Below are 23,398 nucleotides of genomic sequence, written 5' to 3' on the forward strand. Positions count from 1 at the left end.
AATCCGGCGGCAGCCAATTTCCAGCGCCAAATACCTTCCACGCCGGGAATCACTCGGAAACCACCACCCGATAAAAGCGTATGGGCGCGTTGCTGACGGCGTCCGTGATGCTCATGGCAGTGTTGGTGGCCTGGATGGCGGCCCCCAGATTTTGCCACGCGCCCGTCGCAAGGTTCGTCCGGTATTGAACCTGATAATGCGGACCGGGGATCGCATTCCAGGCAAACCGCACCACATTGTTGGACCAGGTGGTGCTGGCCAGGGTTGGCGTCGGAAATGTCTCAACGCAGGCCGAAGTGGCATTCGAAATCACAAACGTCAGATTCCATCCGCCCGAAATGCTGCCGCTGTCTCCAGCCAGAAAATCAGCAACGAAGAGGGACCATTGTCCATTGGGATTGGAACCGGCCAACGTCGATAACAGACTGCCATAGGGAGGCTGTGGCGCCGGACTGGGCAGCAGGTCGCTTGGGTAATAATCCGTCGGCAGATACGTCCCGGAGGAAAACGGCCCGGTTGCCGGCAGGGAAACCGTTGCCGCATCGTCAAAGGTGAGGTTCACACCGCTAACCGCGCTCGTGTCACCACAGCCACCAATGAGCTTGACCCCCTGCCCGCCCGGATTCACGAGCAGGACGTCAACATCGCTCACATAAGCGTGAGTCAGGCCGTTGATTTTGGCCGTCACTTTACTGACAGTTCCGCTGATGCCGGAAACGTTGATGGTGGACGGATACGGCAGCGCGCTGTTGGTATCGCGAATGGTGATGAAGCTGGCGTTGTTGAAAGACTGCGTGATGACCTGAACCTGCACTCCGCCCAACGGAAATACTTGCGCCACGGTGCCCATGTTCGCGGTGCCATCCACCAACTGAAGCAGGCCCGTCACGGAACCGCCGCAGGTCCCGGCCGGCGTGAACGTGAAGGGCCGGGTGACCATGCCACCCGCGGGAATGACCCCGAAGTTTTGGGCGGCACTCGGATAATAAACGCCGTTGGACGTCAACAGGGTGGCCGTCAGGTTCGTGGTTGGGGCGCTGCCGACGTTGGACAGCGACCAGTTGACGGTCACGGTTTCGTAGGGGTCCACCGCGCCGTTGGTGGGCGAACCAGACTCGGCCACCAACACCGCGCCCACCGACTGCACCAAAGGCGTGGGACTGCCTGGACTGATGTTGAAGTTTGCATCAGACACGTCGTAAAAGATGTTCCCGGTGCCTTTGACCATGATGCGGGCCTGAGTGGAGGTAAGATTCGGGAGGACGACCGGAGCCGATCCGGAATTGGCTGCGTTGGAGGCGAGCAGGAAGGTGAAGGTGTTGCCACCGTTGGTGGAAAGATAGATGTCCACGCCGCTGGCATTAATCGGCGCCCCGGCTGTGCCCGCCACATTCCAGGTCACGGTGCGGCTGCCCGACCAGTTCGTGGCCGTGTTGGGTGCCGTCACCACAAAGGGGCCGGCGCCGCTCGCGACCGTCACCTGCGTGTCCGCGTCGGCCACGCCGCCGCCGCCCACCCGGTTGTCCCGCGCCGTCACCCGAAAGTTCATCGTCCGCGACGTTGTCGGCAGCACTTCCTGGTTCCAGTTCGTTCCCACGAGCACGCTGGACAGTTTGGGAAAATACCGCGTCGAACTGTTCACCGGGGAGAGCGACCGGAACAGCGGGCCCGAGCCACCGTCCACACCGGTGACGTCAGCGCCCGCGCCCAGATCGCGCTCCTCCCAGCAGTAGCTCAGCGTGTCGCCATTGGGATCGCTGCCCGTCGCGGTCAACATGAAAGGCGTTGACGCGGGAATCGTATGGGTGGTGCCGGCACTGACCGTGGGCGGGTTGTTGCCCGTCGCGGTCACCACCGCGCAACCGCCGCCGGCTCCCGCCAGGTAGGTTTGAATTTCATCCAGACTCGCCGTGTGAAAGTAGGGATCGCTGTGTGGCTGCAGGTCATTCGGCGGGCAGATCCCGGCATAGGCCATGATGGTTGAACCGCTGCCTGGCTCGTAGGCGGTGCCGGGGTTGCGATTGCCGGAGCAGCTGCCGGTCTCGCTGTTGAACGTGTGGTTCGCGCCAAATTGATGGCCCATTTCGTGGGCGACGTAATCGATCCAAAACGCATCCCCGTTGGGGACCGGCGAACCCGTAACACCCTTGGCCTTGTAACCAGCCACGCAAACGCAACCGAGGTTGGCGATGCCGCCGCCGCCGGTGCTGAAGACATGGCCAATGTCGTAGTTTGCACTGCCGATGACAGCATCGACCGTGCTCTGGTTCTGCGACAACATCGCCACGCCATCGTTGTTGCTGTAGGGATCGGTGGTGGCATTTGTGTAAACCAGCAGATTATTGTTCGCCACCAGCACCAGGCGCACGGCCAGTTCGGTTTCGTAAACGCCATCCACGCGGTTTACCGCCGTGATGATGGCGCTCATCGCGTTCGTCACCGTCCCGCCAAAGTAAGCGGCATATTCACCCGTGCACGCCACCGCGAGCTGGTATGTCCGCAGCGCCGTGCCCGATTGAATCTTGTTCGCCACCACACCCGATGTTCCCGCGCCCGCGCCGGTTGCCGTCCCGCCGCGCTCCGCCGTCGTGCATTTCCAGTCATCGAAAGGTTTGACGTAATCGCGCTTGTAATAGCTGACGTGGTCCTCGTCATCGCCCCGGTAAGCGGGGTCCACATACACGGCCCCGCGCGGCGACAGAATTTGCGCGTGGAAACCTTGCGGCGAGAGGTCCAGCCGCACGGTTGCCTGTGGATCATCGATCCCTTGCCCCGCGTAGGTCTTGATCTCGGGGAATTTGGCCGCCAGTTCCGGCGCCATGACCGGCGCATCAACCACCACAAAGCGTGCCGTGGTGCCGTCGGGCATGGGCAACTCGACTTCCGTGCCGGCGTTCCGGGCCAGCGCCGGGTCAATCTGGCGGGCCTTGCCAAGCCGGGTGCGCATTACCGTCCGGTTCAGGCGAAACAGCGCCCCTTGCAACGGCTGCACCCAGCGCGCGGCGCCGATTTTTCCGGCCGGCGGCGCCGTCAAAGGCGTCCAGCTGTTCGTGTCCGCCGGCAAAGATTGACTCCGCGCGGCCGTCGCTGTCCCCAGGCAAACCGCCAGGACCAGCGCGACTTTGGGAAGCTGAAAAAAACCAGCAACCGGTGTGGGGAGGAAACGCAAGCGGGGTGAGGCGATGTGCATGCCGCGCACGGTAATGACCGCTCCCGAAAAAACGAGTCCAAAAACTGGCTCTACTGAACCGCTTGGGCGGCCGCCGACAGCAGGTGCCATAAACCCTGCGGCGCGCAGCCGAGCAGCACCACCAGCAGCGCCAGCACAGCCAGCGCGATCTGTGTCGCCACCGGCACGGCGATGCGTTCCACCCCGGCCGGCGCGTCTGCCACGTAGGCTTGTTTCAAAACCCGCAGGTAGTAGTAAAACGACACCGCGCTCATGAGGATGGCCACGACCACCAGCCACAGCAGCGTGAGATGGTTTGCCTCGGCGCCCACCACACTGCTGAACACGAAGAATTTTCCGACGAATCCAGCCAGCGGCGGAATGCCGCCCAAGGACAGCAGAAACACGAGCAGGCACAGCGACAGCAACGGCGCGCGGCGGCTGAGGCCCGCGAAGTTTTCCAATCCATCGCCGCCCGTCGCGTCTTCCACCACGCCAACCACTCCAAACGCCCCGAGCGTGGTCAGCGCATACGTAATCACGTAAAAGAGCAGCGCCGTCTGGCCGGATGCCGTGTTTGCCACCACCGCCAGCAACAGGTAACCCGCGTGCGCAATCGCCGAATATGCGAGCAGCCGTTTCACGCTCGACTGCGCGATGGCCGTGAAATTGCCGAGCACCATCGAAAGCACCGCCACGACCGCCAGCACGGGCACCCAGCCGGAGTTCATCACGTGCCAGCCGGCGCTGCCTTCGGCCCCTGCAAAGCCGACCATCATCACCTTCGCGAGAATGAAGAAGCTGGCCACCTTGGAACCCGACGCGATGAACGCCGCACTCGGCGTGGGCGCGCCTTCGTAGGCATCCGGCGCCCACAAGTGGAACGGCACCGCCGCCACTTTGAAACCAAAACCGATCACCACCGTCACGATCGCCACGAGCAGCAACGGGTCGAGCCCTTTGCCCGCCAGCCCGGCGGCGATTTGCGGCAGATTCGTGGAACCCGACAGTCCGTAAAGCAGGCTCAGTCCGAAGAGTGTGAACGCCGCCGCCATGCCGCCGAACAGGAAGTATTTCAGTGCCGCCTCGGCCGATTTGAGGTTGCGCTTGTTGAACGCCGTCAGCACATACAACGAGAGGCTGAGCAGTTCCAGCGAGATGAAAATCATCAACAAATCCTCAGTGCTGACGAGGAACATCATGCCGACCGTCGCGAGCAGGATCAGCGCGAGATACTCGCCGACGTGCTCCGTGAACCTGCCTTGCGCCGAAAGCACAACGGTGAAAATCGTCAGCGCCAGGACCGCCGCCTTCACCAGGCTGGTCAGCGGGTTGACGACGAAAATGCCGTTGAACAGATTGACCTGACCGGACGCGCCCAGCACAAAGAACAAGGCCGCAGCACACCCCAGACTCGCGATCAGCGCGCCCAAGCCAAAGCGGATTCGCACCGGCTGCTCGCGCAACACCAGCAGATCCGCCGCCAGCACGACCAGCGCGGTGAGCACCACCACAGTTTCGGGCGCGGCCCATTGCAGGATTTCGAGGTAGCTCACAGCGCACCTCCCTTCACCAGGTGCTGGAACAGGGGCGAATTCACGCAAGGCTGAATCCAGTGCAGCAGCAGGTTCGGGAACAAACCGATGGCCAGCGACGTCGCGATGAGCAGCGCCGCACCGAGGCGCTCCGGCACGGAAACCGGCGGCAACGGATGATGCGCTTCCACTTCATCGTCCGGGTCAGGCGCCGGTGCGTCCGCATAAAACGCCTTTTGAATCGCGCGCAGCGTGTAGGCCACGCCGACAATAATGCCCACGCCGGCCACGATCGCCGCCGTTGGGAACGCCTGCCACGCACCCCAGAGCACCTGCAGTTCGGCCACGAACCCGCTGAAGCCGGGCAGCCCCATCGAGGCAATGCCCGCGACCACAAACGTGCCCGCCGCGAAGGGCAGCAGCTTGTTCAGCCCCATCGTTTCAAGGTTATTGAAATCCCGTGTGTGCGTCCGGTCGTAAACCATCCGCCCCACCACCGCGAACAACAAACCCGCGATGATGCCATGCGAAAACATCTGCAACACCGCGCCGCTCAGGCCAACCGAATTCAAGGTCGCCAGGCCGAGCAGCACAAAGCCCATGTGGCTCACGCTCGAATAGCCGATGACGAACTTGAAATCCTTCTGCACCAGCGCCACGCCGGCGCCATAAACGATGCCGATGACCGCCAGCACGGCGATGGTGGTTTTCCACATCACCACGCCTTCCGGGAACAGCACCATCGCCACCCGCAGGCAGCCGTAAGCGCCGAGTTTCATCACCACGCCCGCGAGCAACATCGAGCCCGCCGTCGGCGCGGCGACATGGCCCGTCGGCGCCCAGGTGTGAAACGGCCACAAGCCGGCCAGAATGCCGAAGCCCACGAACACCAGCGGAAACGCCCAGCGCTGAAAACCGACGGGAAAATGCACCTGCGAAAGCTGCACCAAATCCAGCGTGGCCTGGCCCGTCTGTGCCCGCGCCACCACCCACGCCGCAATGAGGCCGATCAGCACGAGATGGCTGCCCACGAACGAATACAACGCCAGCTTCATCGCGCCGTATTCCTTCCGCGTGCTGCCCCAGCGCGCGATGAGGAAATACTTGGGGATGATCGTCAACTCGTAGAACACGAACAGCAGGAGCAGATCGAAGCTCAGGAACACGCCATAGACGCCGCCAATCAATGCGAGGTAGAACGCAAAGAATTCCTTCGTCCGCTTCTCGATGTTCCAGGAAAACAAAATGCCCGCGATGGCCGCGAGGCCGGTCAGCACCACCAGCGTCAGGCTGATGCCGTCCGCCGCGAGATGATAATTCGCCCCGAGCGAGGGAATCCAGGCGTGGTTGGTGATGGTGGTGATTTCGCCCGGGTTGCCCTGCTGCCACGCCCCGATGAGCGCCACGGCCAACCCGGCGATGGCCGTCAGCAGCGCCACCTTGCGCGCCGAGCGGGCGTCATCGCGCGGCAGGAGCATCAGCACCAGCACGCCGAAAAACGAAATGTAAATGGTCCAGGCTAACATGCGAAACAAAGTGTCTGACGCCCCCCCTCACCCCTGCCCTCTCCCCAAAGAGAGGGAGAACCATCCGCCGTCCCACTCGAATACCAGCGACTGGATTGGCCGGACGAACGACCGAAAAACAAACCATGCGGAAACGCCATTCCCTCTCCCCGGGGGAGAGGGCCAGGGTGAGGGCGAGCGTGAAACCATTCAACTCCCACGGCGAAAATGACGATGCAAAGCGCGGGCATTTGCGCCGCTGCATCAGTTTCAAATCCGTGTCTGTCGGTGTTCATCCGTGGTCAAAAATTCAGTTGTTGCACCAGCTTCACAACCGTTGCGTCAATCACGCCCAGCACGAGCTGCGGGTAAAGGCCAAGCACAAACATCAGCCCGATGCCCGGTAACACGAGCAACCCCTCCGCGAAATTCAAATCCGGAAGCTTGAGCCACTTCTCATTCAGCGGGCCGCAGAACACGCGCTGAATCAGCGTCAGCAGGAAAATCGCGGTCACCAGCAAACCGATCGTCGCAATGGCCGCCGCCCACGGCGCCAGCGGGAACACGCCCTTGAAGATGAGGAATTCACCGACAAAGCCATTCAGGCCAGGCAGCCCGAGTGACGAGAACAGCGCAATGCCCATCAAGCCCGTGAACACCGGCACCACCTTCCGGATGCCGCCGAAATCCTGCAGCCCGCGCAGTCCCCCGCTCCGCCGCTCCAGCAGGCTGATGAACAGGAACAGCGCCGATGCCGTGAGACCGTGGTTGAACATCTGGAGCAGCACGCCGTCCAGCGCGGCGGCCTTTTGAAGGGCGATCTGATTCACGCCCGCCGGCAGGCCGACCGCCGCAAACATCGCCAGCAGGCAATAGCCCAGGTGGTTGATGGACGAATACGCCAGCATGCGCTTCAAGTCGCGCTGGGCGAACGCCGCGCACGCCGAGAGCACGATGGTCAGCACCGCGAGCCAGAGCAGCGGCGTCAGCACGAGCCGGATCTGATCAGGGAAAATCGGCAGCAGGATGCGCAGGAAGCCATACACGCCCATCTTCGACATCACGCCGGTGAGCAGCATCGTCACCGGGCTGGGCGCCTCCGCATACGCCGACGGCAGCCACGTGTGGAACGGAAACACCGGCACCTTCACGGCAAACCCGAGAAATGCGCCGGCGAAAAGAATCAAAGCCAGCGTCTGATTGCTGAGCCCGCTCCAGCCCATCGCGTGCTGGAACGCATCTCCGATCTTGGATGTGAGTTCGCCACTCTTCGCCAGTTTCGCCAGCTCAATGAAATCAAAACTGCCGGTCGCCAGCCGCAGCGCGAGGAAGCTCAGCAGCAACGCCACGCTGCCCACCATCGTGTAAATAAAGAACTGCGTCGCCGCCGGGCCGCGATTGGGCCCGCCCCAGAGCTTGATGAGGAAGAACGCGGGAATCAGCGCCAGTTCCCAGAACAGAAACCAGTGGAAGAAATTCAACGCCGTGAACGTGCCGAACAGGCCCGCCTGCAACCACAGCACCAGCGCGCCGAAGATGTGCGGCCGGTCTTCATTGCGCCAAAACGCCATCAACGCCAGCGGCGTCACAATGGCCGTGAGCAGCAGCATCAAAATCCCGAGCCCATCCACGCCGAGGCGATATTGGATGCCGAGCGATTTCACCCAGTCGAACTGCTCGGCAAATTGCAGTTCGCCGCTCGCCGCATCGAAATTCTTCCATAACAGCAGCGTCAGCCCGAGCGAAAGGAAGCTGAACGTCAGCGTCAGCTTGCGCGCGAGCTTCTGCTGATCGCGCAAACCAATGGCCACCACCCCGCCGAAGACCGGGAGGAGCGTGAGCGCGGTCAGCCAGGGAAAACTGTTCATGCCTTGCGCCCCCATACGAGAAGGAGAATCAGAACGACCAGCGCCACGCCCAGCACCCGCAGATAGGTTTGCACGCGACCGGTGTGCAGGCGGGACATTTCACCGCCGCCGCGCCGGATGCCCTCGCACCCCGCATCGAATCCGAGGTTCACCACAAATTCGTCAGTGACGCGGTAAAGCCAGGCCAGACCGATGGTCACGCCGGCCACCAGCAACACCACGCCGCCCCACACCCAGCGATCAAAAAAATCGCACGCCGCGGCGAACCACGCGTTGAAGCGGATGACCGTGTGCTCGTAGAGTTCATCCACGAAATACTTGTTCTTCAGCAGCGCGAAAATGTCAGGCCGCGCGACTTCGAGCACGTCCGGCTCCGCCGCTGTCTTGCGCCGGCGCTTACCGTAAAGCCACCAGCCGAGGCCGAGGCCGATGAATACAATGAGCGAGGAGGTCACCATCAACGGCAGGACACTTTCGCTGGTTTCGTGCGCCTGCCCGAGGAATGTCTGAAACCACGGCCACACCGGCGTGCCGAGGAAGCCCAACAAAACCGCGAACACCGCGAGGATGACCAGCGGCACCGTCATGACGGCGGGACTTTCGTGCGGAACGCCGCTGCCCCCAGCCGCAGCACTGCTTGAGTGAGAGGATCCGTGGGATGGTTTGTGAGCGGGTTCCGCGTCGTGGCCGCTGCGGCCGGGAACAGCCGCGCTCCGATACTGGCCAAAGAACACCAGCGCGACCTGGCGCGTCATGTAAAACGCCGTCAACAACGCGCCCGCCGCCCCGAGATAAAAGGGCCAGTGCGAAATGGGCCAGCCATGCGCCGCGTGCAGAATGGCGTCCTTGCTCCAGAAGCCGGCGAAGAACACCGGGAAACCCGCCAGCGCCAGCATGCCGACCGCATAAGTCGCGAACGTCACCGGCATGAACTTTTTCAAGCCGCCCATGTGCCGGATGTCCTGTTCCTCGTGGCAGCCGTGAATCACTGACCCGGAGCCGAGGAACAACAGCGCCTTGAAGAACGCGTGCGTGATGAGATGAAACATGCCAACGGCCACGCCACCCACGCCCAAGCCCATCATCATGTAGCCAAGCTGCGAAACCGTGGAGTAAGCGAGGATGCGCTTGATGTCGTTTTGGGCGACGGCAATGGTCGCAGCGAAAAAAGCGGTGATTGCGCCAACCCAAGTGATTACAAGCGTTGCATCAGGCTCCGCTATCGTAACTAGAGTGTTCGGCCCCGCGATCGCACTCCAATCTGGCTTCATCAGAGCAAACATCCGCGCCACGAGAAATACACCCGCCGCAACCATCGTGGCCGCGTGAATCAATGCGCTCACGGGCGTTGGACCTTCCATTGCATCGGGAAGCCAGACATGCAGCGGAACCTGACCAGACTTGCCCATTGCACCGACAAAAATTAGAAGCGCAATCCCAAGCAGAGAGAGCGTTTCAAATGTCGTGACGGGAAAAGACTTTGCCAATGTTGGAATTTCCAAGCAGCCATTGCCGCCGTCATAGAAATTCAAGGTGCCAGTCTTTGCGTAGAGCCACACCATGCCGATAAGCAATCCAAGGTCGCCGATGCGCGTGGTGATGAAGGCCTTCTTCGCCGCCGCCGCCGCGCTGGGCTTGTGATACCAAAAACCGATGAGCAGATAACTGGTCAGGCCGACGATCTCCCACGACATGAACAGCAGCAGCAGACTGTTGGCGATGACCACGCCGAGCATTCCCGCCGCGAACAGGGACAGGAAGCAGAAGAAGCGTGTGAAGTTCTCATCATGCGCCATGTAGCCGACGCTGAAGATGAAGATCAACGCGCCGACGAATGTGACCATCACCAGCATCACGGCGGTGAGCGGGTCAAGCACCCAGCCAAGCTGCAGCCATTGTTCCCCGAACTGGAACCAGTTGAAATTGCACACTTCCCGAAAGCCGCCAGGCGCGTCGTGTTTAAGCGTGGCCGCCAAGGCGCAGAGGGCGAGCAGAAACGCGAGGCCCATGGACCCGATGGCCAGCGTTGCCGCGCGCTTCCGCTGCGGTTGCGTGCTGACGGCAATGAGCCCCGCCGCCAGCAACGGCAGCACGGGAATCAGCCACAGATTTTTGACGATCCAGATCATCCCTTGAGATTCCTTACCTCATCCAGATTCGCCGTTTTGTAATGGCGGTAGATGGCGATGATGAGCGCAAGACCCACCGCCGCTTCCGCCGCCGCAATGGCGATGGAGAAAATCACAAACATCACGCCCGTCAGCGCCTCGGGATGCGGCCCGAAGCGCCAGAACGCGATGAAATTCAGGTTCGCCGCGTTCAGCATCAGTTCGATGCCGATGAGCGCGAGGATGGCGTTGCGCCGCGTGACGGCCCCGGCCAGCCCAATGGCGAAAAGCAGTGCGCTCACGAGCAAGTATGACGCGAGTGGTGTCATGCGGCGTGGCAGAGGGGAAAAGGAGCAGAGGGGAAAAGGAGACCTCTCCCCTGCTCCTTTTCTCCTTTTCTCCTTTTCATGGCAGTAGATGTTGTCATTTCGCGTCCGGCCTCTCGTCCTTCATCGCAATGATGACCGCGCCAATCATTGCCGCTGTCAGCAGCACGCCGACGACTTCGAGCGGCAAAATGTATTTTGTCATCAGCGCGTCGCCGATGTTCTTTACGGTGACCTCCGGCACCTCCGGCGTGGATGCCACCAGGGCACCGCTGCTCAACACGGCCCAGCCAAGGGCAGCGAAGACGACCGCCGAGATGATGATGCCGGCCATCCAGCCCGGCGCGAGCACCGCCTGGTTTGGCGTGTCGCCGCTGCGCGTGAGGAGAATCGCAAACACAATCAGGATGGCAACCGCACCAACGTAAACCAGCACCTGTGCAAAACCGACGAATTGCGCGTGGAGTTGCAGATACAGCGCCGCCAGCCCCGCGAACGTCACCACGAGCGACAGCGCGCAGTGGACGAGGTTGCGCAAACTCATGGCCGCCGCCGCGGAAAGCAGCGTGGCGAACGCGAGAATGAGGAAGGTCGGGGACACGTTAGGGCGTTGCATTGTTGAACCGTTGCATCGGCCCAAAGGCGTCGCGCAGGCGGCGTTTAATCCGCTGCAACGATGTCACGATGTCACGGTTCACGGTCTTCATTCCACAAAGCGGTAGGTGCGTTTGCCGAGGTGCTTGCTCTCCATCAGGCCGCGACCCAGCAGCAGATAAGGCCCCGCCACCAGCACCGCGCTGATAAACCAGCGCGCCAGGCCGGGGCCCATGAAATGCCAGACGCCGGCGGTGAACATGTTGATGAGCGCCATGGGGATCATGAATTTCCAGGCGAAGTTCATGAGTTGATCCATGCGCAGGCGCGGCAGCGTGCCGCGAATCCAGATGAACGTGAAGATGAGCGCCAGCAGCTTGGCAAAGAACCACAGGTAGGACGGCACCCACGTCAGGAATGGAAACGGCGCCGTCCACCCGCCGAGGAACAGCGTGATGCCCAGTCCGCTGATGGCGAACATGCCGAGGTATTCACCGAGGAAGAACAGTGCGAACTTGAACCCCGAGTATTCCGTGAAGTAGCCGGCGATGATTTCGGATTCGGCCTCGGGCAAATCGAACGGCGCCCGGTTGGATTCCGCGAGCGATGCGATGAAGAAAATGATGAATCCGGCAAAACCCCACGGGGTGAACACGAACCAGTCTGGCAGCAGCCCGGTGTAGGTCGATTGCCGCGCCACAATTTCCCCCGTATTGAGCGACCCCACGATCATGATGACCGTGACCGACGACAGGATGAGCGGGATTTCGTAGCTGATCATCTGGGCGATGCCGCGCATGGCGCCGAGCAGCGAATATTTGTTGCGGCTCGACCAGCCCGCCATGAACACCGACAGCTCCACCGCCGCGCCGACGGCAAAGAAGAACAGGACGCCCGCGTCGTAATCGGCGACGGTCATGTTGCGCCCGATGGGCAGCACGGCATACGCGAGCAGCACGGGAATCAGCAGCACGATCGGTGCGAGGAAATGCACAACCTTGTCCGCCGCGCGCGGCACAACGTCCTCCTTGATAAGCGCCTTGATGCCATCGGGAATGAACTGGCCGAAGCCCGCAAGCCGGATATCGGTGAACGGAATGCCAACGCGGTTCGGGCCGTAGCGGTTTTGGATGCGGCCGAGTCCTTTGCGCTCGAAGATGGTGACGATGGCGAACAATCCGCCGAACACAGCCACGAGCGGCGCGATGGACAGGATGGCGGAAACCAGCACCTGCCAGGCGTCGGGGAACAGCCCGACCGCCCAGTGCTTCAAGTTGACGAAGAGTTGGTCCAGCGATTCGACCATGGTCACTTCCACTGAGATCCGAAAGAGGCCCGCAGGGTCCGCAGATTTGGGCGCCGAATCAAGATTCTAAACCCGCGGCGGCGGGCCGCGTCACGGTTTTTACTGTGCCTTACGCCGTGCATTACGCGGTTTTCTGCGCCGGCGCCGGCGCGGCGGCCGCCTTGGCCTTTGCTTCCGCCGCGGCTTTGGCCTTGGCCTCGGCCTTCGCCTTTTCCCCGGCCAGCACGGCATCGGAGGCCGCCGCGTCCGCCGGATGAATGGCGTGGTAATGGGCGTTGGACTGGGCGAGCTTGTCCTTCGTGAGCAGCAGCCCGCCGAAGCGGTCATCGGTGCTCAGCTCAAACTCGGTGTCCATCTTGATGGATTCAAACGGGCACACCTCGACGCAAATCTGACAGCTCATGCACACCGAAATGTCGATGTCGAACGTGGCCGGATAGAACTGCGGCTGCCCCTTGTAATCGAGCCGCTTGTCCTTGCTTTTGACGATGTAAATGCACTTGGGCGGGCATTCCTTCTCGCAAATCTGGCACGCCACGCAGCGCAGGCCCTTCTGCCAGTCGTCGCCGTCGTAAACGAGAAACGGAAACTGCCGCGTATTCTCCTGGGGCGTGAGCCGCTCCTCGGGATACTGCACCGTGGTCAGCCGCTCCTTGGACACGTAGCTGCCCAGAAAGTTTTTGGCGGTGACCGCCATGCCTTTGATGATGGCTTCGCCTAACATACGAAAGTCTGCTGTGGCTTGAACAACTCCCCGCCATTCGGCGCAAAAGGGGGAAATGGGGAAAAGGTGAAAGCGGGATGAGCGGATAAGGACGCTCTCCTTTTCTCCCCTGCTCCCTTTCTCTTCCGCCCACCTTTCATCGATCCACCTCCCCCAACACGATGTCCACGCTGCCCAGAATGATGATCGCGTCGGCAATGCGCTGGCCGAGGCACATGTCCTCGAGAATGGTCAGATTGATGAAGCTGGGCGGCCGCACACGATAGCGATAGGGATTCGGCGAGCCGTCGCTGATGAGGTAAAAGCCCAGCTCGCCCTTGGGCGCTTCGATGCGCCCGTAGGCCTCGCCCACCTTCGGACGGAAGCCGCGCAGCTTCGCCTTCGGATCGACAAACGGACCGGCCGGAATGTCGTGCAGGGCCTGTTTCAAAATCTTCACGCATTCGCGCATTTCCAGCACGCGAATCATGTAACGGTCGTAAAGGTCGCCGTGTTCGCCAATGGGCACCTTGAATTCAAAACGGTCGTAGATCCCATATTTGTCCACCTTGCGAATGTCATAATTGACGCCGCTGGCGCGGAGCATCGGACCGGTGATGGACGCATTGACGGCCAGCTCGCGCGGCAGGATCCCAATGCCCTGCGTGCGCGCGAGAACGATTTCATTCTCGGCAATCAACGCTTCGAACTCATCCAAAAAAGGCTCGTAGTTTTCAACCACCTGGCGCGCCCGTTGCAGCCAGGAATCCGACACATCGCAGCGAACGCCGCCAAAGCGCAGGTAATTGCACATCATGCGGGCGCCGGTCAGCTCCTCGAAAAGATCGAGGATCTTTTCACGTTCACGGAAGGCATACATCAACGGCGTGCCCAGCGCGCCCATGTCCTGCACAAAAAAACCGATGAGGCAGGTGTGGTTCAGCAGGCGGGTCAGCTCAGCCATGATGACGCGGATGTATTCCGCGCGTTCCGGCACCGACAGGCCCGCCAGCTTCTCGACGGACAACGCGTAGGCCCAGTTGTTCGTCATCGAGCAGAAATAATCGAGCCGGTCCGTGTAGGGCATGGACGAGAGATACGTCGTGTTCTCGGCGATCTTCTCGTGATTCCGGTGCAGGTAGCCAAACACCGGTTTGAGCCTGACCACTTTTTCGCCGTCCAGCACCACGTCCATGCGGAACACGCCGTGCGTGGACGGATGATGCGGTCCGAGCGAGACTTCGAGCAGGTCGCCCTCGGCATCGCCATCGCGGGCCCGCAGCTCGTAGTTCATGGCCGGCGCGTTCGGAGCGGCAATCATACGGACGCCTCCTTCGCCTGGTGCGCCTTCACTTTTTCCACCAGTTCATCGTGCGGCGTCGGCTCGTATTCGTAATCGTCCGGCTCCACGTAATCCTTGCGCATCGGATGATCCTTGAATTCGTCCCACATCAGGATGCGGCGCAGGTCGGGATGGCCGTCGAACACGATGCCGAACAGGTCATACGCCTCACGCTCCTGAAACTCACAGCCGCGCCAGAGCGGGGTCAGCGACGGCAGATGATTCTTGTCGGCACGATTTTCCGTCCGGAGGCGCAGAATCACCGGGCCGTGTTTTTTGGCCATCGAATAAAGGTGATACACTGCTTCAAGGCAGCCGGGGCGGAGCGTTTTCTTCACTTCCTCGACTTCCTTCTCCACGCCGTCCACGACCTGCTTGACCTTGATTTTTTCGGTCAGCTCCGCTTCGGGCCAGTCCACACCGGTCATGTTGGAGCAGTAATCGAGCTGGAGTTCCGGATCATCGCGCAGGAATCCAGCCACCGCGACGGCGTGTGCGTTGTCCACCAGCAGGGAGGGCTGGGCCACCGGGGAATCATTGGGCACCACGGTCAGTTGTGCGCCGGCGACCGCGGCTTCGACGCGGCTTTTGATTTGTTCGAGAGTTTCCACGGCTCAACGCTGGACCACGGGCGGCTGCCAGATTTGCGGATTCTTCGGCGGCACGAGATCGTGCTCGCCGTAAACGGGCACCGGAAATTCACTCGGTGCGTCGGGGTCCAGATGCCGCGCCCGGTGGGGACCGGTGAGTTTTTGCTGCTCGATTTTTTCCTGCAACGTCATGAAGGCGTGAATCAACGCCTCGGGCCGCGGCGGACAGCCGGGAATCACGACGTCCACGGGCACATAACGGTCGATGCCCTTGAGCACGTTGTAGCCCTGTTTGAACGGCCCGCCGGAAATGGCGCAGGCGCCCATGGCAATGACGTATTTGGGCTCGGGCATCTGGTTGTAGAGGCGCACGACGAGCGGCGCCATCTTCTTGGTGACCGTGCCGGCCACGATCATCAGGTCGGCCTGCCGGGGCGAAGGCCGGAACACCTCGGCGCCGAAACGGGCCAGGTCGAAACGCGACATCGACGCCGCGATCATTTCAATGGCACAGCAGGCGAGGCCGAAGGTCAGCGGCCAGACGGAATTGGCGCGCCCCCAGTTGTAAACTTCCTCCAGCGTCGTGGTAAACACGCCCTGCTTCTGAAGCTCACTGCGTAAACCTTGATCAATCACAACGTTAAAACCTCAACATCCGGTCACTTCCACGTCAACACACCTTTCTGCCAGGCCCACACGAGCCCTTCCACCAGCAACAGCAAAAACACCATCATCGCGATGAAAGCCCCGGCGGAGAGCCCGCCAAATGACACCGCGAACGGCAGCAGAAAAATGGTCTCCACGTCGAACACCAGGAAAATGATGCCGTAAAGATAGTATTCGGCGCGGAACTGAATCCACGCGTCACCCTTGGACTCCAGGCCGCATTCGTAAGTCGCGTTCTTGTCGTGGCCGGGCTTCTTCGGGGAGAAGAACTTTGCCCACAACCACGCCAGAGTGAGCGGCACTGCGGCAAATCCCACCGCTGCCACCATCAAAACCACCAGCACGAGATAGGAATTTTGCGGCGTGGGCATCGTTTCAGTTGGATTCGGGCGAGTGACGTTTCAAACCGACTTCGTGGGCGATGTCGTCAAATTCCTCGCGGCTGACGTTCTCCAGCTGTTTGCCGCGGATGGAGAGCTTTTCGTTGATTTTGATGACCTTCTCGGTCATCTGCTCGTGCGTGTCCTTGGAACCGCCAGCCAAGAGGAAGTTTTCGCCCCGGGTCACCCGTTTGTGACCATCTGAGTCGAGCCCGACGCCCAGGATTACGGCTTTCTGGACGCGCTTGGGTTTGCCAATCGCCATTCCCGAAGGCTAAAGCAATGACCCGCGAGGTCAAGAAAGTCACGGCGGCCGGACGGGATTCTCAGCCGCGCTTAACCAGCGGTTGAGCCGGGCTGTTAATGCCACGACTCCGGAACACTGAGGGGTTTGCCGTTGTCTTTGGCGCCCAGCTGGGCAAGAAAAGGGACGGCAATCTTCGCCCATTGCGCGGGGAACGGATACGAGCCGGCCGAGGCCCCGAAACAGCTCTGGAGCATCTCGGTGTTCACGATGCCGGGATTGAACGGCACGGCAGCCATGCCGGACGGCAGTTCCTCGGCCAGCGCGCGCGTCAGCCCTTCAATGGCCCACTTGGTGGCGCAATAGGGCGCGACTTCGGCGTCGACGGAGCGGCCCCAGCCGGAGCTGAAGTTGACCACCACTCCGCGCTTGCGCCGCACCATCTCCGGCACAAAATGACGGATGATGTTGGCCACGCCCTTCAGGTTGATGTTCACGACGGCGTCAAATTCCTGCGCCGGCACATCCCACAACGGGGCATTGCGGTTGATGACGCCCGCGTTGTTGATGAGCAGGTCGGGCGGGCCGTAGTGGGTCAGGATCAGACTGGCCCACGACTGGACCTCCTCATCGGAGGAAACGTCCACCACGTAAAAATCGTGTGGTTTGTCGAAGTGCTCGCGCAGTTGTTCGACCTCCCGTTCGGAACGACCGCAGCCCAGAACCGTCCAGCCGGCCCGGCTGAATTCATCCACCATGGCGCGGCCAAGACCGCGGGTGGCGCCGGTAATGATGGTGATCCTCCCTCCGGTCATACGCGTGGCTTCGGCGGCATGTTGGCGGGCAGGCCGGTGAATTTCAAGTGCGCGGACGGAAATGTGATTCGCGCGCCAGTTGCTCCCACAGTTTCCGCTCGCTGTCGGAAACCTTGGCGGGCACTTCGATGGACGTGACCACGATCAAATCCCCGCGCCCCCCGCCGCGCTGCGGCAGACCACGCCCCCGCACGCGCAACTTTTGGCCGCCGGGCGTGCCCGGTGGAATCCGGATGGCCACCTGCCCGTCCAGGGTCGGCACGTCCACGCTCGCTCCAAGCACGGCCTCCCACGGCGCCAGGTCCAGTTCATAAATCAGATTGTGCCCCTCCACCTCAAAATCCGGATGCCGGGCGAGGCGCACGCGCAGGAATAAATCCCCAGCTCCAGCACCGCCCGAACCCGCTTCGCCGCGCCCGGCGAGGCGGAGCTTTTGTCCTTCACCGACACCGGCCGGGATTTTGACCTGATGGGTTTCCGTCTGCTGCACCTGGCCGGCACCGGCGCAAACGTGGCACGTTCGCCCCAGCGTGCGCCCGCTGCCGCCACACTGCTCGCAGGGCACGTTGTGACGCACGGAAACGGAACGAATCGAGCCGCGCATGACTTCATCCAGCGTCACCATGAGATCACCCTCGATGTCACGACCGCGTTCGGCCATGCCCTCCGGCGCAAAGCCGCCGCTGTTCGGAAAGCCGCCCCGCCCGGTTCGGCCGAACAATTGTTCAAAAAAGTCGCTGAAGCCCGTGCCGCCGAAATGAAATTCAAATCCCTCCGTGCCCGTGCGGCGGCCGCCGCGAAAGCCTTGCGCACCAGCGGCGTGTTCCCAACCGGGCGGCGGCCGAAACTCCGCGCCGGATTGCCAGTTCGCGCCCAGTTCGTCGTAACGTTTACGCTTCGCCGGATCGCCCAGCACCTCGTAGGCTTCGTTGATTTCCTTGAACTTTTCCTCGGCCCTTTTTTTGTCCTTGGCCACGTCGGGATGATGTTCGCGGGCCAGCTTGCGAAAGGCTTTTTTGATCTCGGCCTCGCTGGCGGTGCGCGGCACCCCAAGAATCTGGTAGTAGTCTTTGTATTGCACAGCCATTTTGCGGGGCATGATAGCCCAGCCGCGCCGGTTCTCAATGCGAACCGGACAAAAAACCCCGGGGCGACCTGACGGCCGGCCCCGAGGCAACCACACCCAACCAACCCAACCAATTTATCAAGCGGTCATTGCTTCTTGTGATTGTCCACGGAGAGGAAACGCGATCCGCTCATGCCGCCTTCCTGGCTCCAGACGCGCAGGAGAATCCGGTCGCCCTTGGCCTCCTCGCTGAGCTTCACCGCGGAATCCGCGTCCTTCACCGATTGACGGTCAATTTCCTGAATGACGTCACCGGAACGCAGCCCGGCTTCATACGCGTTGGAATCCTGGTCCACGTTGCTGACGAGCGCGCCGCGCACGTGGCTCGGGATGTCGAACTGCCGGCGGGCTTGCGCATCCAAATCCGCCACTTCCACGCCGTCCAGCGCGTCAAACTTCGAATTGCTGCTGCTGGTGGACGAACTGGCGGTCCCTTCGTCTCCGGGCAACGTGCCCAGCTTGACCGACACAGTCCGCGTTTTGCCGTCGCGCACCACCGTCAACGTGATCTTGGTGCCGGGCGGCTTCTCCGAAATCATCAGCCGCAGGTGCCGGCTGTCGCTGGCTTTTTTGCCGTCAATCGCCGTGATGACGTCACCGGACTTGATCCCCGCCTCTTCGGCGGGCGTGTTCGGGGACACGCCGCCCACGAGCGCACCCGAGGTGTCCGGCAGGTCGAAGGACTTGGCCAGTTCCGGCGTGAGCGATTGAATCATCACGCCCAAAAAGCCGCGCGTCACCTTGCCATCCTGGATGAGCCGTTCCATGACGGACCGCGCCAGATTGACCGGCACGGCAAATCCCACCCCCGCGTTGCCGCCACTGCGGCTCAAGATGGACTGGTTGATGCCAATCAACCGCCCTTCCGCATCCACCAGCGCCCCGCCGGAGTTGCCCGGGTTGATGGCGGCGTCGGTCTGAATGAAATCCTCGTAGTCGGTGATGTTGAACCCGCCGCGGCCGAGCGCGCTCACAATCCCCATCGTCACGGACTGGCCGACGTTGAACGGGTTGCCAATGGCCAGCACCACGTCGCCCACCTCCAGCTTGTCGCTGTCGGCAATCGTGATGACCGGCAGATCCTTCGCATCGATCTTGAGCACCGCAATGTCCGTCTGGGGATCTGTGCCGATGACCTTGGCGGTGTATTTCTTCTCCCCGTTGGCGAGCGCCACTTCCACTCCATCCGGGTCGGCCCCCTCCACCACGTGGTTGTTCGTCAGAATGTAGCCGTCCGCCGTGACGATCACACCGGAACCGAGGCTCTCCTGCTTGAAACTGCGCGACCGCCCACGGCCGCTGCCGCCACCGTCATCGGACGGGTCGCCAAAGAAGCGGCGCAGGAAGGGGTCATCGAAGAACTGCTGAAAGCGTGGGGCCTTCAGGGTTTTCGTTGAATAGATGTAAACCACGCTGGGCGAGGCCTTCTTGATCACGGCGGCGTAGCTGTTGCCCGTCCGCGCATCCCGGTCGATGACCGACTCGTCCAGTTTGACCTTGGCCGGCGGATTGTCCACCCGGGCAAACGAAGCAAACGGAATCCCCAAAACCACCGCCAGCGCCCACGCGGCAACCCGATTTCTCAAAAGCATTTTCATAATTGATTTGTCCTTGTTCGGTGCGCACCGACCGTGCGCGACTCACGAAGGAATGGACAACGGACTTGTAAAAATGTTCAACCGTGATGCCCGGCGGCGCATCCAGGCACGCGCCTGCGGTGAGAATCTTCGCTAGCTCTTTTGAATGCAGGCGTAGGCGTTGTGGTTGTGGATGCTTTCAAAGTTTTCCGCCTCCACCTTCCACCACGTGATCTCCGGATGCGCCTTCAACTTCAACGCGACGTTGCGCACGAGATCCTCGACAAACACGGGATTTTCGTAGGCGCGCTCGGTGACGGACTTCTCATCCTCGCGCTTCAGCAGCGCATACAATTCGGAGCTGCCGGACGCCTCCACCAGGGCAATCACATCCTCAATCCACACGACACTCCGCGAACGCAGCGTCACGGTCACTTCGCCACGCTGATTGTGCGCGCCGTATTTCGCGATGGCCTTGGAGCACGGGCACAACGTGGTGACGTTCACCTTCACAGTCATGACCAGATCCGCCTCGTTGCCGCAGGCCGTCGCGTCAAAGCGCACGTTGTAATCCATCACGCCGTCCTTGCCGGAAACGGGCGCCTGTTTCGTCATGAAATAAGGAAATTCAATCTCCAGGTGCGACGTCGCCGCCTTCAGCTTCGCCTGCAGCGCGAACAGGATGCCCTCGATGTTTTCAACGTGGATCACGTTGCCGTGCGCGTTGAGCACCTCGATGAACCGGCTCATGTGGGTGCCTTTGAATTCCTTGGGCAAATCCACAAACATCCCAATGGTGGCCACGGTGTTCTGGTGCACCCGCGTCTTGTCCATGACCTGGATGGGAAAACGCAAACCGCGCACGCCGACCTTGTCAATGTGCAGCTCACGGTGATCCCGCTCGCTCTGCTTGTCGTGAAGTTTGGTTGCGGCCGGTTCGGACGTCTTTGACATGCGCGAAAAGTAGCAGCAACGGGCGGATTTGCAAAAAGCGGTTTTCGGCCGGCAACAAAAAGGCCGGCGGTTGCCCGCCGGCCGTCGTTCAAATTGGGCAAAGGTCGTCAAACCGTCATGATTTCCTTTTCCTTGCTGACCACGTGGCCGTCGATCTTGGCGATGTAATCATCCGTCAGCTTTTGCAGTTCCTTCTCCGCGTGCTTTTCCTCGTCCTCGGGAATCTTGCCCGCGGCTTTTTCCTTCTTAAGCGTTTCCATGGCATCCCGGCGCACATGGCGGATGGCCACACGCCCTTCCTCCGCCAGTTTTTTAACCAGTTTGACGAATTCCTGCCGGCGTTCTTCGCTGAGTTCCGGCAACACCAGCCGGATGAGCTTGCCTTGAATGGTTGGGTTCATGCCGATGTTGGCCTTTTGAATGGCCTTCTCGATTGGGTGCAATGAGCCGACGTCCCACGGCTGGATCACCAGCATGCGCGGCTCGGGCGTGGTGATGCTGGCCAGTTCGCGGATGCGCATTATTGAACCGTAAACCTCCGCCTGGATGTTTTCGACCAGGGCCGGGGAAGCCTTGCTGGTGCGCACGCCCGCAAACTCGCGCTGCACGACTTCCTCGGATTTCATCATCTTCTCTTCCGCTTCCAACAAAATCTCGTCGCTTGGCATAAGTGGGGGGACGCTAGCAGAACCGGTCCGAAGTGTATAGCGGCAACTGACAACCGCAAAACCCGGCCGCCCGGAAACGCCGGACCGTTCAGACACCTTCCCCCGCCAGCTCCGCCATCAACCGTCGCTCGGCTTCCTCGTTGCCAAGCCCCTGCCGCGCGCGCAGCACCGAGACGCCGACGACTGGCGGATAGGCCTGATCGGCCTTCATGCGCGGCTCGACGTATTCGATGACCTCGAACAGCAACTGATTGGCCGCCACATAATCCAGTTTCGCCAGCCGGGCAATGTAGCGCGTGGCGCGGTCGATGAGTTTCAGATTGCTGGGCACCACCCAGATCATCGTGTTCCCCATCACGCGACCCAGCCGGACCATGGTGCAGGTGGACAGTGCGTTGAGCAGCAGCTTCAGCCCCACCCGCATCACGCCATCCAGCAGAAAATCCGTGGTCGGAACCGCCAGCCGCACCATGACGCAATCAGGATTCCATCCCGCCGCAAACTCGCCAACTTCGCGGCCGGCCGCCGCGCTGCCGACGAAAATCAATCCCGTCCGCGCGCCGGCCTTGTGCGCCGCCTCCAATTGCGTCCGCTGGAAACCGTCCGGCGCGAGCACGGCCTCTTTCTCAGCCTCCGTCACCAGCGCGACCGCGCTGTCGCCGGCACCCAACGGACGGTTGGGCAAACCGTCCAGCCCGATGCGAAAGCGCATCAATTCGCCGTAGCCGATCTTGCCGATGATCTCTTCCGTGCGGGCCAGCTTGTCCTCCGGCACGAGCCCGCGAACAGCTTCGGCCGGCCAGTCCACGCAGCGTGGCACGCGCTTGCAGATGCGCTCCCACGCCGTCGGCGAATCCGGATAAGGCACGTAGAGAAACGCCCAGGATTCGGTCGCCGTTGTGTCGTCAAACTTGCGGAACGGCGGCGTGCAATACGTTGGCGAGCGTTCGGTGGTGTCGGTGAGCATGTCGATCCCCACCCGGTCCGCAAAGTAATTGTTCTTGCGGCCCGCGCGATAGGCGGATTCCTCAAGCGCGACCAGCCGGGCCAGCTGCGACCGCAGTTCGGCGGACTTCAATACGGCCTGCACCGCGGCCAGTTGGGCGGCAAACTGCGCCGGAACGGCGTCCACCTCCTCGTGCCCCGTCAACTGACGCGCCACCATTTCCAGCACCGTCGCCAGCACCGCGAGCTGGATGCTCGTGGCCTGCATGCGCGTGGAGCCCGTGATGGCCATGGGACCGGTCGTGAGGTTAAGTTTCTCGATGCGGGCGTCCTGGATCACTTCCCGGCTGCGCTGGACGTGCTCGCACAGGATGTCATCCGGGTTGTTGTAAACGAAATACACCTTGGCGCCGGCTTCAACGCCCTGCCACGCCGTGCCGATGACGAAGGACGTCTCGCCGCCTTCGGTGATGGCAAACACCACATCGCCCGACGCCACGCCCAGGTCGGCCAGTTGTTTTTTGCCGAAGGCGGTGAAATCCTCGAAACCTTCCACCGCCTTGATCAGCGCGTAATCCCCGCCCGCCATCACGGCGAACGCGCGGTTCTCCCAGTCGGCCTGACCGCGCTGCTGCCAAAAGTCCCGCCAGATGGAAACCAGTTGAATGCTCAGCCGGCCGGTGGAGCCGCAACCCGTGAAGAAAATTTTGCCGCCTGCCCGCAGCGCCCGGCTCACCGTGTCCGCCATCGCCCCCAAGCGCCCATCAGCCGCCACTTCGCGATACTTCCGCACGACGTCGTCGTCCACCTCGAACAACTGCCCCAAAGCCGCCGCAATATCGCGCCGGGCGGTTTCGCTCAACTTCGCCGTGACCGGATGGGATGATTCCGTGACGAGCTCGCCGAGCCTGAACTGGTCGGCGACTTTCAAAAACTCCGCGGAACGTTTCAGTGAACTTTCACTCATGGTTTGATGA

20 protein-coding genes are annotated in these 23,398 nt (G+C 61.6%); all 20 read right to left on the reverse strand.

Annotation, left to right across the window (positions count from 1 at the left end; translation table 11 throughout):
• Positions 1–49: 49 nt before the first annotated feature.
• The 20 genes from VFV96_17490 to VFV96_17585 all read right to left on the reverse strand — a co-directional run bounded on the left by VFV96_17490 (position 50) and on the right by VFV96_17585 (position 23,388).
• Positions 50–3,190: a M12 family metallo-peptidase gene (locus VFV96_17490; protein ID HEU5072201.1), complete on the reverse strand. Its 3,141-nt coding sequence runs from the start codon at positions 3,188–3,190 to the stop codon at positions 50–52.
• A gap of 50 nt (positions 3,191–3,240) precedes the next feature.
• Positions 3,241–4,725, reverse strand: a complete 1,485-nt coding sequence (locus tag VFV96_17495) for an NADH-quinone oxidoreductase subunit N (GenBank protein HEU5072202.1) — start codon at positions 4,723–4,725, stop codon at positions 3,241–3,243.
• Positions 4,722–6,230, reverse strand: coding sequence for an NADH-quinone oxidoreductase subunit M (locus tag VFV96_17500; protein HEU5072203.1), 1,509 nt, complete (start codon positions 6,228–6,230; stop codon positions 4,722–4,724). Before VFV96_17500 ends, VFV96_17495 begins: the two co-directional genes overlap by 4 nt.
• A 281-nt stretch (positions 6,231–6,511) precedes the next feature.
• Positions 6,512–8,077: an NADH-quinone oxidoreductase subunit M gene (locus VFV96_17505; protein HEU5072204.1), complete on the reverse strand. Its 1,566-nt coding sequence runs from the start codon at positions 8,075–8,077 to the stop codon at positions 6,512–6,514.
• On the reverse strand, positions 8,074–10,206 hold the full coding sequence (gene nuoL / locus VFV96_17510) for an NADH-quinone oxidoreductase subunit L (GenBank protein ID HEU5072205.1): 2,133 nt from the start codon (positions 10,204–10,206) through the stop codon (positions 8,074–8,076). Before nuoL ends, VFV96_17505 begins: the two co-directional genes overlap by 4 nt.
• Entirely contained in the window at positions 10,203–10,514 is a 312-nt protein-coding gene (gene nuoK, locus VFV96_17515; protein ID HEU5072206.1) for an NADH-quinone oxidoreductase subunit NuoK, read from the reverse strand. The genes nuoL and nuoK overlap by 4 nt, the downstream gene beginning before the upstream one ends.
• A 94-nt stretch (positions 10,515–10,608) precedes the next feature.
• The gene (locus tag VFV96_17520) at positions 10,609–11,112 is read right to left on the reverse strand and encodes an NADH-quinone oxidoreductase subunit J (GenBank protein HEU5072207.1); all 504 of its coding nucleotides are present in this window, start codon (positions 11,110–11,112) and stop codon (positions 10,609–10,611) included.
• Between the two features lie 102 nt (positions 11,113–11,214).
• On the reverse strand, positions 11,215–12,423 hold the full coding sequence (nuoH, locus tag VFV96_17525) for an NADH-quinone oxidoreductase subunit NuoH (GenBank protein HEU5072208.1): 1,209 nt from the start codon (positions 12,421–12,423) through the stop codon (positions 11,215–11,217).
• Between the two features lie 109 nt (positions 12,424–12,532).
• Complete coding sequence (locus VFV96_17530) at positions 12,533–13,135, reverse strand: 4Fe-4S dicluster domain-containing protein (GenBank protein ID HEU5072209.1); 603 nt, start codon at positions 13,133–13,135, stop codon at positions 12,533–12,535.
• Positions 13,136–13,271: 136 nt separating this feature from the next.
• The gene (locus VFV96_17535) at positions 13,272–14,408 is read right to left on the reverse strand and encodes an NADH-quinone oxidoreductase subunit D (protein HEU5072210.1); all 1,137 of its coding nucleotides are present in this window, start codon (positions 14,406–14,408) and stop codon (positions 13,272–13,274) included.
• 23 nt (positions 14,409–14,431) lie between these two features.
• Complete coding sequence (locus VFV96_17540; protein HEU5072211.1) at positions 14,432–15,067, reverse strand: NADH-quinone oxidoreductase subunit C; 636 nt, start codon at positions 15,065–15,067, stop codon at positions 14,432–14,434.
• A 3-nt stretch (positions 15,068–15,070) separates the two neighbouring features.
• Positions 15,071–15,679, reverse strand: coding sequence for an NADH-quinone oxidoreductase subunit B (locus VFV96_17545; GenBank protein HEU5072212.1), 609 nt, complete (start codon positions 15,677–15,679; stop codon positions 15,071–15,073).
• Positions 15,680–15,705: 26 nt separating this feature from the next.
• Positions 15,706–16,083, reverse strand: a complete 378-nt coding sequence (locus tag VFV96_17550; protein ID HEU5072213.1) for an NADH-quinone oxidoreductase subunit A — start codon at positions 16,081–16,083, stop codon at positions 15,706–15,708.
• A gap of 4 nt (positions 16,084–16,087) precedes the next feature.
• Positions 16,088–16,357: a hypothetical protein gene (locus VFV96_17555; GenBank protein HEU5072214.1), complete on the reverse strand. Its 270-nt coding sequence runs from the start codon at positions 16,355–16,357 to the stop codon at positions 16,088–16,090.
• Positions 16,358–16,452: 95 nt separating this feature from the next.
• Positions 16,453–17,151 carry an SDR family oxidoreductase gene (locus VFV96_17560; GenBank protein ID HEU5072215.1) on the reverse strand — a complete coding sequence of 233 codons (699 nt, stop codon included), beginning with the start codon at positions 17,149–17,151 and terminating at the stop codon, positions 16,453–16,455.
• Positions 17,152–17,194: 43 nt separating this feature from the next.
• Positions 17,195–18,238, reverse strand: coding sequence for a J domain-containing protein (locus VFV96_17565; GenBank protein HEU5072216.1), 1,044 nt, complete (start codon positions 18,236–18,238; stop codon positions 17,195–17,197).
• Between the two features lie 125 nt (positions 18,239–18,363).
• Positions 18,364–19,875 carry a DegQ family serine endoprotease gene (locus VFV96_17570; protein ID HEU5072217.1) on the reverse strand — a complete coding sequence of 504 codons (1,512 nt, stop codon included), beginning with the start codon at positions 19,873–19,875 and terminating at the stop codon, positions 18,364–18,366.
• A 132-nt stretch (positions 19,876–20,007) separates the two neighbouring features.
• A complete protein-coding gene (gene folE2 / locus VFV96_17575) occupies positions 20,008–20,808 on the reverse strand; it encodes a GTP cyclohydrolase FolE2 (protein HEU5072218.1) in 801 nt (266 codons plus the stop codon).
• 107 nt (positions 20,809–20,915) lie between these two features.
• Positions 20,916–21,476 (reverse strand): ribosome recycling factor, encoded by a 561-nt coding sequence (gene frr, locus VFV96_17580; GenBank protein ID HEU5072219.1) that lies wholly within the window; start codon positions 21,474–21,476, stop codon positions 20,916–20,918.
• Positions 21,477–21,564: 88 nt separating this feature from the next.
• Positions 21,565–23,388, reverse strand: a complete 1,824-nt coding sequence (locus tag VFV96_17585; protein HEU5072220.1) for a hypothetical protein — start codon at positions 23,386–23,388, stop codon at positions 21,565–21,567.
• Positions 23,389–23,398 lie beyond the last annotated feature (10 nt).

Source organism: Verrucomicrobiia bacterium (assembly GCA_035765895.1).
Classification (GTDB): domain Bacteria; phylum Verrucomicrobiota; class Verrucomicrobiia; order Limisphaerales; family DSYF01; genus DSYF01.